This is a genomic window from Curvibacter sp. GW821-FHT09D12, assembly GCF_059416245.1.
On sequence record NZ_JBWKOU010000003.1, the window covers coordinates 17,567 to 30,876 of the forward strand.

A 13,310-nucleotide genomic window follows, 5' to 3' on the forward strand; every position below is an offset into this window, starting at 1 on the left:
TCCTTCAGAAGGCCGGCACCAGGGCGCCGTTGAACTTGCTTTCAATGAACTGCTTCACCTCGGGCGACTGGTAGGCCGCCACCAGGCGCTTCACCCAGGGCTGGTTTTGATCAGCGCGGCGCACGGCGATCAGGTTGGCGTAGGGGCCCTGGGGGGCTTCCTTGATCACGGCGTCGCGCTGCAGCGAGAGCCCGGCCTGTGAGGCGTAGTCGTTGTTGATCGAGGCGATCGCCAGGTCATCCAGCGAGCGCGGCAGTTGGGCGGCGTCCAGCGCCACCAGCTTGAGTTTGCGCGGATTGCTCACCACGTCCAGCGGGGAGGCCGTGTTGTTCTTCACGGCTTCGGGCTTCAGGGTGATCAGGCCGGCCGACTGCAGCAGCAGCAACGCACGGTTGCCGTTGCTGGGGTCGTTCTGGATGCCCACTGAGGCGCCCTCGGGCAGGTCGGCGATGGACTTGATCTTGCGCGAGTAGAAGCCCAGCGGCGCGGTGATGGTCAGGCCCACCGGTACCAGGTCAAAGCCGCGGGCCTTGATCTGGTTGTCGAGAAAGGGCTTGTGCTGGAAGGCGTTGGCGTCCAGGTCGCCAGCGGCCAGGGCCGCATTGGGCAACTGGTAGTCGTTGAAGGGGATCACCTCGATGTTCAGGCCGTCGCGGGCCGCCACCTTCTTGACCACGGCAAAGATCTCTTCGGCGTGGCCGACCGAGATGCCCACTTTGAGGGTTTTTTTGTCCTGGGCCTGGGCGGGGCTCAGCGCGGCCAGCGATAGGGCCAGGGCGCTGAGGCCCAGGGCGAGGTGGCGACGGGTGGGGCGTGCAGAAAACAGGGACATGGCAAGTTTGGGCGGCGCGGGCCGCCGGTTCATTTCAGACAGGCGGCCCACTGTGCAAGCCTTGGCGCGTGCTGCCAAGGAAGCAATTCGCATGTGCTTATCGGGTGTGGGTGAGGCGATGGCCGCTGGGTTGGCCTTATGCGTAAACCGGATAAGCGTCGGCTGTTTCATTCGTTCCGCTTCGGCGGGGGCCTGCGGATACTGCGGGCTTTCTTCATCACCCCCCAACCCATGACTGGTTTGACTTCCAAGGCCGCCGAGGCGGCCCCCGTGATCCGGCTGGAGGCGGTGCGCAAATCGTTTGCCCTGCCCGGCGGCGCCGCCTTCGACGCGGTGCGTGAGGTGTCTTTGAGCATCCAGGCCGGTGACGTGTTCGGCCTGATCGGCAAGAGCGGCGCCGGCAAATCCACCCTGCTGCGCCTGATCAACCTGCTTGAAAAGCCCGATGGCGGCCGCGTGCTGGTGGCCGGACGGGACCTGACCGCGCTGACGCGCCGGGAACTGCGCGACACCCGGCAGAACATCGGCATGATCTTCCAGCAGTTCAACCTGCTGCAGAACGCCACCGTGTTCGACAACGTGGCCTTTGCGCTGAAGATCCACGGCCGCCACAGCCGCGCCGAGATCGCCGAGCGCGTGCATGAGTGCCTGGCCCTGGTGGGCCTGCCCGAAAAGGCCCAAAGCTACCCGGCCCAACTGTCGGGCGGCCAGAAGCAGCGTGTGGCGATTGCCCGCGCGCTGGCGCCGCGCCCCCAGGTGCTGCTGTGCGACGAGCCCACCTCGGCGCTCGACAGCGAGACCACCCGCTCGCTGCTCGAAACCCTGCGCGACATCAACCAGAAGGTGGGCGTGACCCTCGTCATCGTCACCCATGAACTCTCGGTGGTCGAGCTGCTGTGCCGCCACGTCGCCATCCTGGAGCAAGGCAGCCTGGTCGAGCAGTTTGCGGTCGACGAATTGGGCGTGGCGCGCCAGACCGTGCTGGGCCGCGAACTGGCCGAGCAGGTGCGCACCCGCCCGGCCCGCGATGCGGCCCGGGGTACTTCTCGTGACACCTCTCGTGACACCGCCCGTCCCGCCCTGACCTCTGTCCCCGCCAAGGAGTTGGCCTATGCCTGAGAACATCGCCGCCATCCTGCCCGAGCTGTGGTTGGCCACCGCCCAGACCTTTCTGATGCTGGCCATCGGCCTGTCGGCCGCCGTGCTGATCGGCGGGCCGCTTGGCGTCCTGCTGTTCCTGTTGGGCCCGGGGCAGTCGCTCGACAACAAGCCGGCCTTTCTGGTGTTGAACTGGCTGGTCAACACCGTGCGCTCCTTCCCCTTCATCATCCTGCTGGTGGCCCTGGTGCCGTTCACACGCTCGATTGTCGGCACCTCGATCGGGCCGCTGGCGGCCGCCGTGCCCCTGTCGTTTGCGGCCATCCCCTACCTGGCCCGCCTGGTGGACCAGTGCCTGCGCGATGTGCCGCGGGGCGTGATCGAAGCCGCCCATGCGATGGGCGCGAGCGAGCTGCAGATCGTCTGGCGCGTGCTGCTGGTCGAGGCCCGCTCGGGCCTGGTGCTGGCCCTGACCGTGCTGGCCGTGAGCTTTCTGTCGTACTCGGCGATTGCCGGGGTGGTGGGTGGTGGCGGCATCGGCGACCTGGCCATCCGCTACGGCTACTACCGGTTCCAGACCGATGTGATGGTGCTCACCGTGGCCCTGCTGGTGCTGCTGGTGCAGGCCGTGCAGTTCACCGGCAACACCGTGGCGCGTCGCCTCGACAAGCGCTGAACCCTTCACCCCTCCCACCCCTCGTTTTTGAAAGCCTCCCCATGACCGCATTCCAACGCCTTCTTCCCCGCCGTGCCTGGCTGTCGGCCCTGGCCGCCACCACCGCCCTGGCCTTGCTGGGCCCGGGCGCCGCGCTGGCCCAGAGCGCCAGCAAGAAAGAACTGGTGATCGGTGGCACCGCCGGCTCCAACATCGACCAGCTCAAGGCCGGCATCGTGCCGCTGCTCGAAAAAAAGGGCTACCAGGTCAAGCTGGTCGAATTCAACGACTACGTGCAGCCCAACCTGGCCCTGGCCCAGGGTTCGCTCGATGCCAACTTCTTCCAGCACCGCGTGTACCTGCGCAAGTTCGCGGCCGACCAGAAGCTCGATCTGGTCGAGCTGGTGCAAGGCCCCATCGCGCCCCTGGGCGTGTACTCCACCCGCCGCAAGACCCTGGCTGAAGCCCGTGAGGGTGACCGCGTGACCCTACCCAATGATCCCAGCAACCTGGCCCGCGCCCTGGTGCTGCTGGAGCAGAACCACCTGGTCAAGCTCAAGCCCGGCATCGACCCGCTGCGCGCCAGCGAAAAAGACCTGGAGGCCAACCCCTTGAAGCTCAAGCTGATCCCGCTGGAGGCGGCTCAGTTGCCGCGCTCGCTGGGCGATGCCGAGTACGCCATCGTCAACGGCAACTTTGCCATCTCCTCGGGCCTCAAGCTGACCGAAGCCGTGGCCCTGGAAAAGACCCCCGACCACTACCTGAACGTGGTGGCCGTCAAGCGTGCCGACCAAGACACGCCCTGGGCGCGCGACATCGCCGAGGCCTACCGATCGAAAGAGTTCAAGGCCGTGGTGGACAGCCGCTTTGCCGGTTACGCCAAACCGGCCTTCCTGCAGTAAACGGACGGGGCAGGGCATGGCTGCATTGGCACTCTTTGATGCTGCCGGGCATTGGCAGGACACCCTGGTGTGCGAGCACCGCATGGCCCCCTGGCTGCAAGGCCTGGGGGTGGGGTGGGGCGTGCTGCACCTGGGCCCGGCGCCCGAGCCCGATGAACCCGGCGCCGAGGCCTGGTTGCAGGTCCAGCAGGGCCGGCTGGCCACGCTGGGCCAGGGCTTGGGCCTGCACCGCATCGACCGGGTGCGGGTGACCCCCGGCCAGCCCGGCTGGCCCGCGCTGCGCCAGCAGTTCACCCAGGAGCATCGCCACAGCGAGGCCGAGTTGCGCGTGTTCCTGGCCGGTGCCGGCCTGTTCACCGTGCGCCATCCCGAGGGCTTTGTGGGCCTGCTGTGCGAGGCGGGCGACTGGGTGGCCTTGCCATCCGGCCTCGCCCACAGCTTTGATGCTGGGGCCGAGCCCCATTTCGATGCCTTGCGTCTATTGGGACAGGCCGAAGGCTGGGTGGCCCAGCCCAGCGGTTTGCAGCGCCCCGAGCTGCCTGACTTTGACGCCTTTGTCAGCCAGCTGCTGGAGCAGACCGGCTACGCCAGCCCCGACGATCTGGTCTGCTGAAACAAGTTCTTTACCCGGGGGCTGCGCTTCGGGTTGACCTGGGTCAAGTGTTCCTGAGGTCCACTGGGCTTCAATGAGCTGACCGATCAAGCCTTATCAATCGCCGTTTGTCATCGCCGCGCCATGCGGTTGGGCGACGATGGGGCATCGGGCTTGCCTCGTTCCAGTCACCCATGCCCATCGTTGTGTCTTCAGCCTCTCCCGTCCAGGCCCGTGGTCGTGTGCTTGCCGTGCAGGGCGGGGTGGTGGATGTTCGTTTTGAAGACGGGCAGTTGCCGGCCCCGGCCACCGCCTTGCTGGTGTTGTGGGATCAGCCCCAGACCCTGACCCTGGAGGTCGAGGCGCAACTCGATGCCGACACCGTGCGCACGGTGGCCCTGCAAGACACCCAAGGGCTGGCCCGTGATACCGCGGTGCTCGACACGGGGGCGCCCGTCATGGTGCCGGTGGGCGAGGCCCTGCTGGGGCGCCTGATCAATGTGCTGGGCGAGCCTGGCGACGGCGGCCCGGCCCTGGGGCCGCAGGTGCCACGCCGCCCCATCCATGCCGAGCCGCTACCGCTGTCGCGCCGCCGGGCCGTGGCCGAGGTCTTCGAGACCGGCATCAAGGTCATCGACCTGCTGGCCCCGCTGGCCCTGGGCAGCAAGGCGGCCATGTTCGGGGGGGCCGGCGTGGGCAAGACCGTGCTGGTGATGGAGCTGATCCACGCCATGGCCGACACCTACCAGGGCCTGTCGGTGTTTGCCGGCGTGGGCGAGCGCAGCCGCGAGGGGCATGAGCTGCTGACGGACATGCGCGACTCGGGCATGCTGGCCAAAAGCGTGCTGGTGTTTGGGCAGATGAACGAGCCCTCGGGCGCGCGCTGGCGCACTCCCTTGGCTGCGCTCACCCTGGCCGAGTATTTCCGTGACGAACAGCAGCGCAATGTGCTGCTGCTGATGGACAACGTGTTCCGTTTTGTGCAGGCGGGTGCCGAGGTGTCGGGCCTGCTGGGGCGGCTGCCCTCGCGCGTGGGCTACCAACCCACCCTGGCCACCGAGGTGGCCGCAGTGCAAGAGCGCATCGCCTGTGGCGAGCACGCGGCCATCACCGCCATCGAGGCCGTGTACGTGCCGGCCGACGATTTCACCGACCCGGCCGTGGCCGCCATCGCCACCCACCTGGACAGCCGCATCGTGTTGTCGCGCAGCCTGGCCGCCGAGGGCATGTACCCGGCGGTAGACCCGCTGGCCTCGCAGTCGCGCCTGCTCGACCCGGCCGTGGTCGGGGCCGAGCACTGTGCCCTGGCCCGCGAGGTGCGCGAGACCCTGGCCCGTTACCGCGAGCTGCAAGACATCATTGCCTTGCTGGGGGTGGCCGAACTCAGCCCCGAAGACCAGCAACGTGTGGCGCGGGCCCGGCGCCTGCAGCGCTTTCTGACCCAGCCCTTTGCCGTCACCCAGGCGTTCACCGGCAAGCCGGGCCGCCAGGTGCGCCTGGCCGATACGCTCAAGGGCTGTCGCGCCATCCTGGACGGAGCCGGCGATGCCTTGCCCGAAAGTGCCTTCTACATGGTGGGCAGTTTCGAAGAAGCCCGGCAGAAAGGGGTCGCATGAGCGAGCCCGGCACCGTTGACGGCCGCTTGCCGGCCTGGCCCCAGGTGGACGGCCTGCATTTGGTGTTGAGCAGCCTCGGCTCGGTGCTGGTGGACGAGGCCGGTGTGCGCTCGGTGCGGGCCCAGGACGCCAGCGGCGGCTTTGGTCTCTGGCCCGGCCATGCGGATCTGCTGTCGCTGCTCGGCGTGGGGGTGCTGAGCTGGCGCGACGCGCAACAGCACTGGCATTACTGCGCCGTGAGCGGCGGGGTGTTGACACTGCAGCGGGGGTGCGAATTGCAGGTGGCCACCCGCGAAGCCGTGCTGGGCGAGGACCTGGATCACCTGGAGCACCAGGTGCTGGCCCGGCTGCGTGAGCGCGAACAGGTCGAACAGGCGGCGCGCCGCCAAAGCCGGCACCTGGAGGTGCAAGTGCTGCGCGAGTTGATCCGTCCGCTGCAGCGCCGGCCCCAGGTGCCCTGGAGCACGCCATGAGTGAACCCCGTCCCGGCGAAGGCCTCGGCACCGACAAGCCCGCCCTGCTCGAAGAAGTCCAGCGCCAGGCCGGTCGGCGCCAGCGCAGCCTGCGCGAGGGCGAGCCCACGCTGCTGCGTCAGCTCTCCACGCTGGGGGTGTTGGGCTGGGTGATCGTGCTGCCCATGTTGCTGGGCTTGGCGGGCGGCCGCTGGCTGGACCACCGACTGGGCACGGGCATCACCTTCAGTGCCGCCTTGTTGCTGCTGGGTGTGGTTGTGGGGGCCTGGGGTGCGTGGCGCTGGATGCACCAACGATGAGGACACACGCTGTATGAGCCTGTTGATGGTCTTGTTTTTTGCACTGGGGTTGGCCCTGGGGGGTTGGCATTTCGGTTCACTGCGCTGGCTCAGCCGGCAACTGGTCGAACCCGGGGCCCAGCCCCGCTGGGGCCTTCTGCTGGGTCTGCACCTGCTGCGCCTGGGGGTGCTGGGGGGTGTTTGCTGGGCCACGGCGCGTCAGGGTGCACCGGCCTTGCTGGCCCTGGGCCTGGGCGTGCTGCTGGCCCGCCAGTGGTGGGTCCGCAGGGTCCGGCGCGGCCTGGCCGGCTCGGCGGAGGCGGCACCATGAAGGCCCAGCCTTTTCTGCACGAGGTGGTCTGGCAACTGGGCCCGGTCGGCATCACCGGCCCGGTGATCACCACCTGGGCCTTGATCGCGGTGCTGGCCGTGCTGGCCGCCTGGCTGCGCCGGCGCCTGTCGGTGCACAGCCCCGGGCGCCTGCAGTTGCTGGCAGAGATGGCCTTGGACACCCTGCAGGCCGAGATGCGATCCACCATGAACGCCGACCCGGCGCCTTTTCTGCCGCCGATCGCCACGCTGTTCATCTACATCCTGGGCGCCAATCTGTGCTCCCTGGTGCCGGGCGTTGAGCCGCCCACCGGCGCGCTGGAGACCGATCTGGCCCTGGCGCTGGCCGTGTTTGCCGCGGTGCTGGGCTGGGGCGTGCGGCGCCACGGCCTGTGGGGCTACCTCAAGACCTACACCGAGCCCAACCTGCTGATGCTGCCCCTGAACCTGATCGAGGCCCTGACCCGGGTGGTCTCCATGACCGTGCGCCTGTTCGGCAACATCATGAGCGGCATGTTCATCTCGGCCGTGGTGCTGGGGCTGGCCGGGCTGCTCGTGCCCGTGCCCTTCATGGCGCTGGAACTGCTCACCGGGGTGATCCAGGCCTACATCTTCACCGTGCTCGCCATGGTCTTCATCGCTGCGGCGGCGGGCGACCACGGCGGCTGACGTCTTTCTACTGGAGTATTCCCATGGACACTGGCTGGATTCAATTTGTGAGCATCGTCTGCGCCGCCCTGGCGGTGGCCTTTGGGGCCATTGGGCCCGCGCTGGCCGAGGGCCGGGCGGTGGCTGCGGCCATGGACGCGCTGGCCCGCCAGCCCGAGGCCGCGAGCACCATCTCGCGCACCTTGTTCGTGGGCCTGGCCATGATCGAGACCATGGCCATCTACTGCCTGGTGATCGCCTTGCTGCTGCTGTTTGCCAACCCCTTTGTGCACTGAAGCCCGCCCATGCACATCGATCTCTGGACGCTGTTGCTGCAGGCCTGCAACCTGGTGGTGTTGCTGCTGTTGCTGCGCTGGCTGTTCTACCGCCCCTTGTTGGCCGTGATCGAGGCGCGACGCCAGGCTGTGCAGCAGACCCTGTCTGAGGCCCAGGCCGCTCGCGATCAGGCCCGTGCCCAACTGAGCGCGCTCGATCAGCAGCGCCAGACCGCCGACCTGGCGGCCCAGGCGGTGCTGCAGACGGCCCGTGAGCAAGCCGAGAAAGACAGCGCGGCCCGCCTGGAGGCGGCCCGGGTCGCCGTGCGCCAATGCCTGCAAGAGGCCCAGGCCCAGATCGGGCGCGAGCGCGTGCAGGCCGGCACGGCCCTGTACCAGGCCTCGGCCACCTTGGCCACCGAACTGGCGCAGCGCCTGCTGAGCCTCACCCCCGTGCCCGACGAGGCCTTCTGGCCGGCCCTGCTGGCCCGCCTGCAGGCCACCCCGGCCGCGCAACGGGCGCAGTGGCTGGCCACGGGCCACAGTGCCCCGGTGCTGGAGGTGGCCAGTGCCCATCCCTTGCCACAGCCGGTGCAGGCGCGGCTGACCCTGGACCTGCAGGGCGTCTTGAGCCCCGACGGCGACCCCGGGGAGGGCGCTGAGCTGAGCTGCGTGTTCAAGCCCGATGCCACCTTGCTGTGCGGCCTGGAGTTGCGCTTCGCCCATGGTGTGCTGGGCCTGAACTGGGCGGCCGAGTTGCAGGCGGCCCGGGCCGAGTTGCAACAACTGGCGGACCAGCCTGCACCGGAGCAGGGGGCATGACGGCCGCAGAACTGAGCTCGGAACCGAACACCGACCTGACCCTGGGCCTGGCCGCTTGGCGTGAGCGCGCCAGCGCACAACTGGGCCGTCTGCAGCCGCAGGCGCGCTTTGAGGAGCGGGGCCGGGTGCTCAGTGCGGCCGACGGCATTGCCCGGGTCACGGGCCTGCGCGGTGCACGGCTCAATGAATTGCTGCATTTTGACGATGGGCGCCTGGGCTATGTGGCCGGCCTGCAGGCCGACAGCCTGGCCTGCGTGCTGCTGGACGACAGCCGCCGCCTGCGGGCCGGCGAAGCCGTGTTGCGCAGTGGCGACGTGGTGCGCGTGCCGGTGGGCCCCGCGCTGCTGGGCCGGGTGGTGGACCCGCTGGGCCGCCCGTTGGACGGCGCTGGCCCCATCGAGGCCAGTGACTGGTTGCCGGCCGAGCGCCCGGCCCCGGGCATCCTTGACCGCGACCTGGTGCATGAGCCGGTGCACACCGGCACCCTGGCCGTGGATGCGCTGTTCCCGCTGGGCCGCGGCCAGCGCGAGCTGATCATTGGCGACCGAGGCACCGGCAAGACCGCCTTGGCGCTGGACGCCTTGCTGGCCCAGCGCGACACCGATCTGGTCTGCGTCTACATCTCGGTGGGACAGAAAAGCGAGTCGGCCGCTGCCGTGATCGAGGCTTTGAGGCGCCAGGGCAGCCTGGCGCGCAGCATCGTGGTGGTGGCCAGCGGCACCGACGCACCGGGCCTGCAGTGGCTGGCGCCGTTTGCCGGCTTTTCGATGGCCGAGTATTTTCGCGACCGCGGCGGCCATGCCCTGGTGGTGGTCGACGACCTCAGCCAGCACGCCGCCACCCACCGCGAATTGGCCCTGCTGATGCAACAGCCCCCGGGCCGCGAGGCCTACCCGGGCGACATCTTCTATGTGCATGCCCGTTTGCTGGAGCGCGCGGCCAAACTTTCGGCCGCACGGGGCGGGGGCTCGCTGACCGCCTTGCCCATTGCCCAGACCGAGGCCGGCAACCTGTCGGCCTACATTCCCACCAACCTGATCTCCATCACCGACGGTCAGATCGTGCTGGACAGCCGCCTGTTCGACCTGGGCCAGTTGCCGGCGGTGGACACCGGCCTCAGCGTGAGCCGTGTGGGCGGCAAGACCCAGGCGCCTCTGATGCGCGAGGCGGTGAACTCGCTGCGCCTGGACTACGCGGTGTTCCAGGAGTTGGAGATGTTCACCCGCTTCGGCACCGAGCTGGACACCCGGGTGCAGCAGCAGATGGCGCGGGGCCGATGCATCCGTGCGGTGCTGGCCCAGCCCCGGCTGGCGCCCCAGCCCGCGGCGCTGCAGCTGGCCTTGCTGATGGCGCTGCAGTCCGGTTGGTTGGATGGCCAGAACCTGGCCGGTCTACCGGCCTTGCTGGAGCGCTTGCGCGGGGCCTTGCCCGGTGTGCCTGAGTTGGCCGCACGGCTGGCTTCTCGCGAGGCCCTCGATGCCCCGGCCTTGAAGGGCTTGCAGCAAGACCTGGGCCACTGGTTCAGCCAGGTGGCTGACGTGCCCGCCCGAGGCCCGGCATGAGTCAGACCGGTCCGGCCGAGGTGCAGGCCCGCCTGGCCACCGTGACGGGCTTTGGCGGGCTGGTCAATGCCATGCGGGGCATGGCGGCGGCCCGGGCGCAACAGGCCCGCAGCTTGATCGTCGGGGTCAACACCTATGCCGACACCGTGGCCCAGGCCATGGGCCAGGTGCTGAGCCTGCTGCCGACCGACCAGGCCCCCGACGCCCGGGCCGGCCTGCCGGGCAGCGCCACCGCTCGGGCGCAGGGCCTGTGCCTGGTGTTTGGGGCCGAGCAAGGCTTCAACGGCGGGTTTTCCGAACAGGTGCTGGCTGCCCTCCCCCGAGCGGCCCCAGGGGCGCCCGGTCTCCGTTGTCTGGTGCTGGGTTCGCAGACCCAGCGGCTGGCAGCCGCCCGCGGCCTGGCGGTGGAGGGCGGTGCGCCTTTGGTGGCCCACGCCGAATCAGCCTTGGCGGCCGGCGAACGCCTCCATGCCTTGTTGCTGGAGTCCTTGCACCGCCAGCCGGCGAACGCGGTCGAGATGGTCTATGCCGAACTGGGGCCGGGCCAGCACTTTCAGGTGGTGTGCCGCCGCCTGCTGCCGCTGGACTGGCAGGCCCTGCCCGAGGCAGCGCGCGTGGCCCCGGTGGTGCATGAAAGCCCCGAGCGCCTGCTGCAGGGCCTGGCTGGCGAGTACGTGGCCGCCCGCCTGGCCCAGGCCGTGCTGCACAGCCACGCCAGCGAGAACCTGTCGCGCCTGCAGGCCATGGCGGCCGCGCAAGAGAACATCGGGCACCTGAAAGAGAGCCTGCAGGCCGACGAACGCCGCCTGCGCCAGGAAGCCATCACGGCCGAGGTGGTCGAACTGGCCGCCGGCCTGCGCAGCCTGCCCCACCCAGGCTGAGCGGCCAGACCGCCAGACCGCCGTGTTGGTCGGCGTGCCTGGGGTCTCTGGTGGCCGCCTGCGCGGGTGCTGTGCCAGCCAGCCGATCGGCTCGGTTCGGTCCGGTTCGGTTCGGTTCGGTTCTTCGCCCGACGGCGGCCTTGGGGGCCGGATGGGCGGGCCATTTTGCAGCGCCCCGATGGCTAGACTGACCGATCCACCGGAGGCACCCCATGCGCTTGTTCAAACCCTTGTCGATCCTGTTGATGGCTTGCGCCGGTCTGGCCCAGGCACCCGCCGAGGCCCAGGGCCAGGGCCTGCAGGCCCCGCTGCAGCAAAGCTTGGCCGAGCTGGTCAGCCGCATCAACCAGCCCCAGCCCGAGCTGATGGCCATTTTTGCCCCCGTGTTCCGCGAGCAGGTCAGTGCCTCGTCCCTGGAGGCCCTGCTGGCCGACCTGCGCAGCCGCCTGGGCCCTTGTCGGCCTCTGGCCCAGGCCCCGGGGCCGACACCCAGCTCGGCCAGCGTGCTGCTGCGCTGCGAGCGGGGCATCCAGGCCCTCGACCTCAGCATCGAGGCCGAGGCGCCGCACCGGATCAATGGCTTTTTCGTGCGGCAGCGTTATGCGGTGGAGAATGCGCCATGAGGACCACTCAACAAATGAGGATCACCCGGCCAAGGACATGGCTGACGTGGTCAAAGCCAAGGTCAGTGCGGGCGAGTACGCCAGCGAAAGCGAAGTGGTCCGCGACGGCTTGCCAGCGTTGACGGCCTGGGATCGAGCGGTGGACGACTGGTTGCATCAGCAGGTGGGCCCAGGCCATGACGAGCTGAAGGCCAACCCATCACAGCTTGTCACCGCCGAGCAGGTGCGTGTGTACCTGGCTGCAATGCATGCCAAGCTCCTGTCTCCCTAGACCCATCTCTCAGTTTCCTTGTCGGCGTGATACCGAAGGGAAGCTGGTTGACCAAGCGCCACTTGGCGTTGCGTGACTTGATGGGCAGCGCGGGGCGATCTGACAATGGCGGGGGAGGGCTTGAACTGGTCAATAAAATGACCAAAAAATATAGCTTTTGCTAAAAATAACGACCAAATGAACACTTCTACTCTGAGTGCAGTCATCGAGCGTCAGTTGCTTTTGCAATTAGGGGAGCGCTTGTCGCGCCTGCGTCAAGACAAGCGATTGGGCACTGTGGAGATGGCGGCGCTTGCCGGCATTTCTCGCAATACCTTGAGAGCCATTGAGGCAGGTGATCCCGGCCCGGCGATGGGCAATTACTTGCGGGTCATGTCGGTTCTAGGTGTCGCAGCGGATCTGGCTTTGTTGTGTGGCGATACGCTGCATCCCGCTTCAGCCAGGTCGGCTGCCGGAAGATCAAGTCGAATTGCGCCCGCCGTCCAGGTGCGGATTTCTGTTGATCCGACAAAGCACCAACTCCAGGATCTGCAAAGTCTGGCCCTGCATGAAGAAGCGGTCCGGCAAGTCAAGACCAACCCCGACTTGTTGGCCCAGGCTCGCCAGACGGCAGAGTGTTGGCTGGATCGGGGCGAGTCACGATCCAGAGGCTTGTGGTGTGAGTGGATCGAAATTCTGGATGCGGGAGCTTGGCGCAAGGTCTTGGGTCGCAGTCGCCGCGCTCAGCAATTGAGGCAGGCATCGCCGCTGGTGACGGTTCTCACAGAACCCTGTCGCCAGCAGGTTCTTCAGCAAGTGAGAGCCCTCAGAGAGGGCATGGAGATCAGCAGTGATTTGGCAAGCCCTGCTGAGCCAGCAAAACCGGTCACCCTCCATGAATCGTGAAGACCTTGAGCACATCATTCGGGCCAGCGCCCAGATCACGGATCAATACGAGTTCGTGATCATCGGCAGCCAGTCCATATTGGGGTCCATCAGCGAGCCTGATGCTGCTTTGACCGTTTCGATGGAAGCCGACATCTATCCCCTTACGGCGCCAGAGTTGGCCGATCTGATTGAAGGGGCCATCGGCGAAGGGTCGATGTTTCACGATCAGTTTGGTTACTACGCCCAGGCTGTGGGGGCCAGAAACCGCCGTGCTGCCGCATGACTGGATGAACCGTGTGCACCGTGTACAAAACCTGAACACCGGCGGGCGGGTGGGGTACTGCCTCGATGTTTTGGACCTGTTTCTTGCCAAAGCCACGGCTGGGCGCGAGAAGGACAGGGTGTTTTGCACCGCGTTGCTGGTTCACCAGCATGTCAGCTTGTCTGCCGCCATGGCCTTGGTGAGCACCATGCCCTTGGACGTCTCACAGCAGCGCACGCTGCGCTCGCGTATCAGACGCTGGGCCTCAATCTGAGGAGACGGTTGGGTGCGCTGTTCAAGCTCTGTGTCACGACGCCGCCACC

The 13,310-nt window shown here is 67.8% G+C and carries 18 protein-coding genes and 1 pseudogene; 18 read left to right on the forward strand and 1 reads right to left on the reverse strand.

Annotated features, from left to right (window positions below):
• Window positions 1-4: 4 nt before the first annotated feature.
• Window positions 5-832, reverse strand: coding sequence for a MetQ/NlpA family ABC transporter substrate-binding protein (locus tag AC07PT_RS05045; protein WP_494655979.1), 828 nt, complete (start codon window positions 830-832; stop codon window positions 5-7).
• A 231-nt stretch (window positions 833-1,063) separates the two neighbouring features.
• Between AC07PT_RS05045 and AC07PT_RS05050 the strand changes: the two genes are divergently transcribed.
• The 18 genes and pseudogenes from AC07PT_RS05050 to AC07PT_RS05135 all read left to right on the forward strand — a co-directional run bounded on the left by AC07PT_RS05050 (window position 1,064) and on the right by AC07PT_RS05135 (window position 13,261).
• On the forward strand, window positions 1,064-1,951 hold the full coding sequence (locus AC07PT_RS05050; RefSeq protein WP_494655980.1) for a methionine ABC transporter ATP-binding protein: 888 nt from the start codon (window positions 1,064-1,066) through the stop codon (window positions 1,949-1,951).
• Complete coding sequence (locus tag AC07PT_RS05055) at window positions 1,944-2,606, forward strand: methionine ABC transporter permease (protein ID WP_492345382.1); 663 nt, start codon at window positions 1,944-1,946, stop codon at window positions 2,604-2,606. Before AC07PT_RS05050 ends, AC07PT_RS05055 begins: the two co-directional genes overlap by 8 nt.
• 41 nt (window positions 2,607-2,647) lie before the next feature.
• Complete coding sequence (locus AC07PT_RS05060; protein ID WP_494655981.1) at window positions 2,648-3,487, forward strand: MetQ/NlpA family ABC transporter substrate-binding protein; 840 nt, start codon at window positions 2,648-2,650, stop codon at window positions 3,485-3,487.
• A 16-nt stretch (window positions 3,488-3,503) separates the two neighbouring features.
• On the forward strand, window positions 3,504-4,100 hold the full coding sequence (locus AC07PT_RS05065) for a 1,2-dihydroxy-3-keto-5-methylthiopentene dioxygenase (protein ID WP_494655982.1): 597 nt from the start codon (window positions 3,504-3,506) through the stop codon (window positions 4,098-4,100).
• A 173-nt stretch (window positions 4,101-4,273) separates the two neighbouring features.
• Window positions 4,274-5,695 (forward strand): F0F1 ATP synthase subunit beta, encoded by a 1,422-nt coding sequence (gene atpD / locus AC07PT_RS05070; protein ID WP_494655983.1) that lies wholly within the window; start codon window positions 4,274-4,276, stop codon window positions 5,693-5,695.
• Entirely contained in the window at window positions 5,692-6,168 is a 477-nt protein-coding gene (locus tag AC07PT_RS05075; RefSeq protein WP_492345386.1) for a F0F1 ATP synthase subunit epsilon, read from the forward strand. The genes atpD and AC07PT_RS05075 overlap by 4 nt, the downstream gene beginning before the upstream one ends.
• Entirely contained in the window at window positions 6,165-6,467 is a 303-nt protein-coding gene (locus tag AC07PT_RS05080) for an AtpZ/AtpI family protein (protein WP_492345387.1), read from the forward strand. Before AC07PT_RS05075 ends, AC07PT_RS05080 begins: the two co-directional genes overlap by 4 nt.
• A 13-nt stretch (window positions 6,468-6,480) precedes the next feature.
• The gene (locus AC07PT_RS05085; RefSeq protein WP_492345388.1) at window positions 6,481-6,777 is read left to right on the forward strand and encodes an N-ATPase subunit AtpR; all 297 of its coding nucleotides are present in this window, start codon (window positions 6,481-6,483) and stop codon (window positions 6,775-6,777) included.
• Complete coding sequence (gene atpB, locus AC07PT_RS05090) at window positions 6,774-7,445, forward strand: F0F1 ATP synthase subunit A (protein WP_494655985.1); 672 nt, start codon at window positions 6,774-6,776, stop codon at window positions 7,443-7,445. Before AC07PT_RS05085 ends, atpB begins: the two co-directional genes overlap by 4 nt.
• 23 nt (window positions 7,446-7,468) lie before the next feature.
• Window positions 7,469-7,720: a F0F1 ATP synthase subunit C gene (locus AC07PT_RS05095; protein ID WP_494655986.1), complete on the forward strand. Its 252-nt coding sequence runs from the start codon at window positions 7,469-7,471 to the stop codon at window positions 7,718-7,720.
• Window positions 7,721-7,729: 9 nt separating this feature from the next.
• The gene (locus AC07PT_RS05100; protein ID WP_494655987.1) at window positions 7,730-8,521 is read left to right on the forward strand and encodes a F0F1 ATP synthase subunit B family protein; all 792 of its coding nucleotides are present in this window, start codon (window positions 7,730-7,732) and stop codon (window positions 8,519-8,521) included.
• Window positions 8,518-10,083 (forward strand): F0F1 ATP synthase subunit alpha, encoded by a 1,566-nt coding sequence (locus AC07PT_RS05105; RefSeq protein ID WP_494655988.1) that lies wholly within the window; start codon window positions 8,518-8,520, stop codon window positions 10,081-10,083. The genes AC07PT_RS05100 and AC07PT_RS05105 overlap by 4 nt, the downstream gene beginning before the upstream one ends.
• Window positions 10,080-10,964 (forward strand): F0F1 ATP synthase subunit gamma, encoded by an 885-nt coding sequence (locus AC07PT_RS05110; protein WP_494655989.1) that lies wholly within the window; start codon window positions 10,080-10,082, stop codon window positions 10,962-10,964. The genes AC07PT_RS05105 and AC07PT_RS05110 overlap by 4 nt, the downstream gene beginning before the upstream one ends.
• 212 nt (window positions 10,965-11,176) lie before the next feature.
• Window positions 11,177-11,587, forward strand: coding sequence for a hypothetical protein (locus AC07PT_RS05115; RefSeq protein ID WP_494655990.1), 411 nt, complete (start codon window positions 11,177-11,179; stop codon window positions 11,585-11,587).
• Window positions 11,584-11,858, forward strand: a pseudogene (locus tag AC07PT_RS05120) (ribbon-helix-helix domain-containing protein). The gene AC07PT_RS05115 and the pseudogene AC07PT_RS05120 overlap by 4 nt, the downstream one beginning before the upstream one ends.
• A 177-nt stretch (window positions 11,859-12,035) precedes the next feature.
• Entirely contained in the window at window positions 12,036-12,743 is a 708-nt protein-coding gene (locus AC07PT_RS05125) for a helix-turn-helix transcriptional regulator (protein ID WP_494655992.1), read from the forward strand.
• Window positions 12,733-13,008 (forward strand): hypothetical protein, encoded by a 276-nt coding sequence (locus tag AC07PT_RS05130; RefSeq protein ID WP_494655993.1) that lies wholly within the window; start codon window positions 12,733-12,735, stop codon window positions 13,006-13,008. The genes AC07PT_RS05125 and AC07PT_RS05130 overlap by 11 nt, the downstream gene beginning before the upstream one ends.
• Window positions 12,995-13,261, forward strand: coding sequence for a hypothetical protein (locus tag AC07PT_RS05135; protein WP_494655994.1), 267 nt, complete (start codon window positions 12,995-12,997; stop codon window positions 13,259-13,261). Before AC07PT_RS05130 ends, AC07PT_RS05135 begins: the two co-directional genes overlap by 14 nt.
• The last annotated feature ends 49 nt before the right edge of the window (window positions 13,262-13,310 follow it).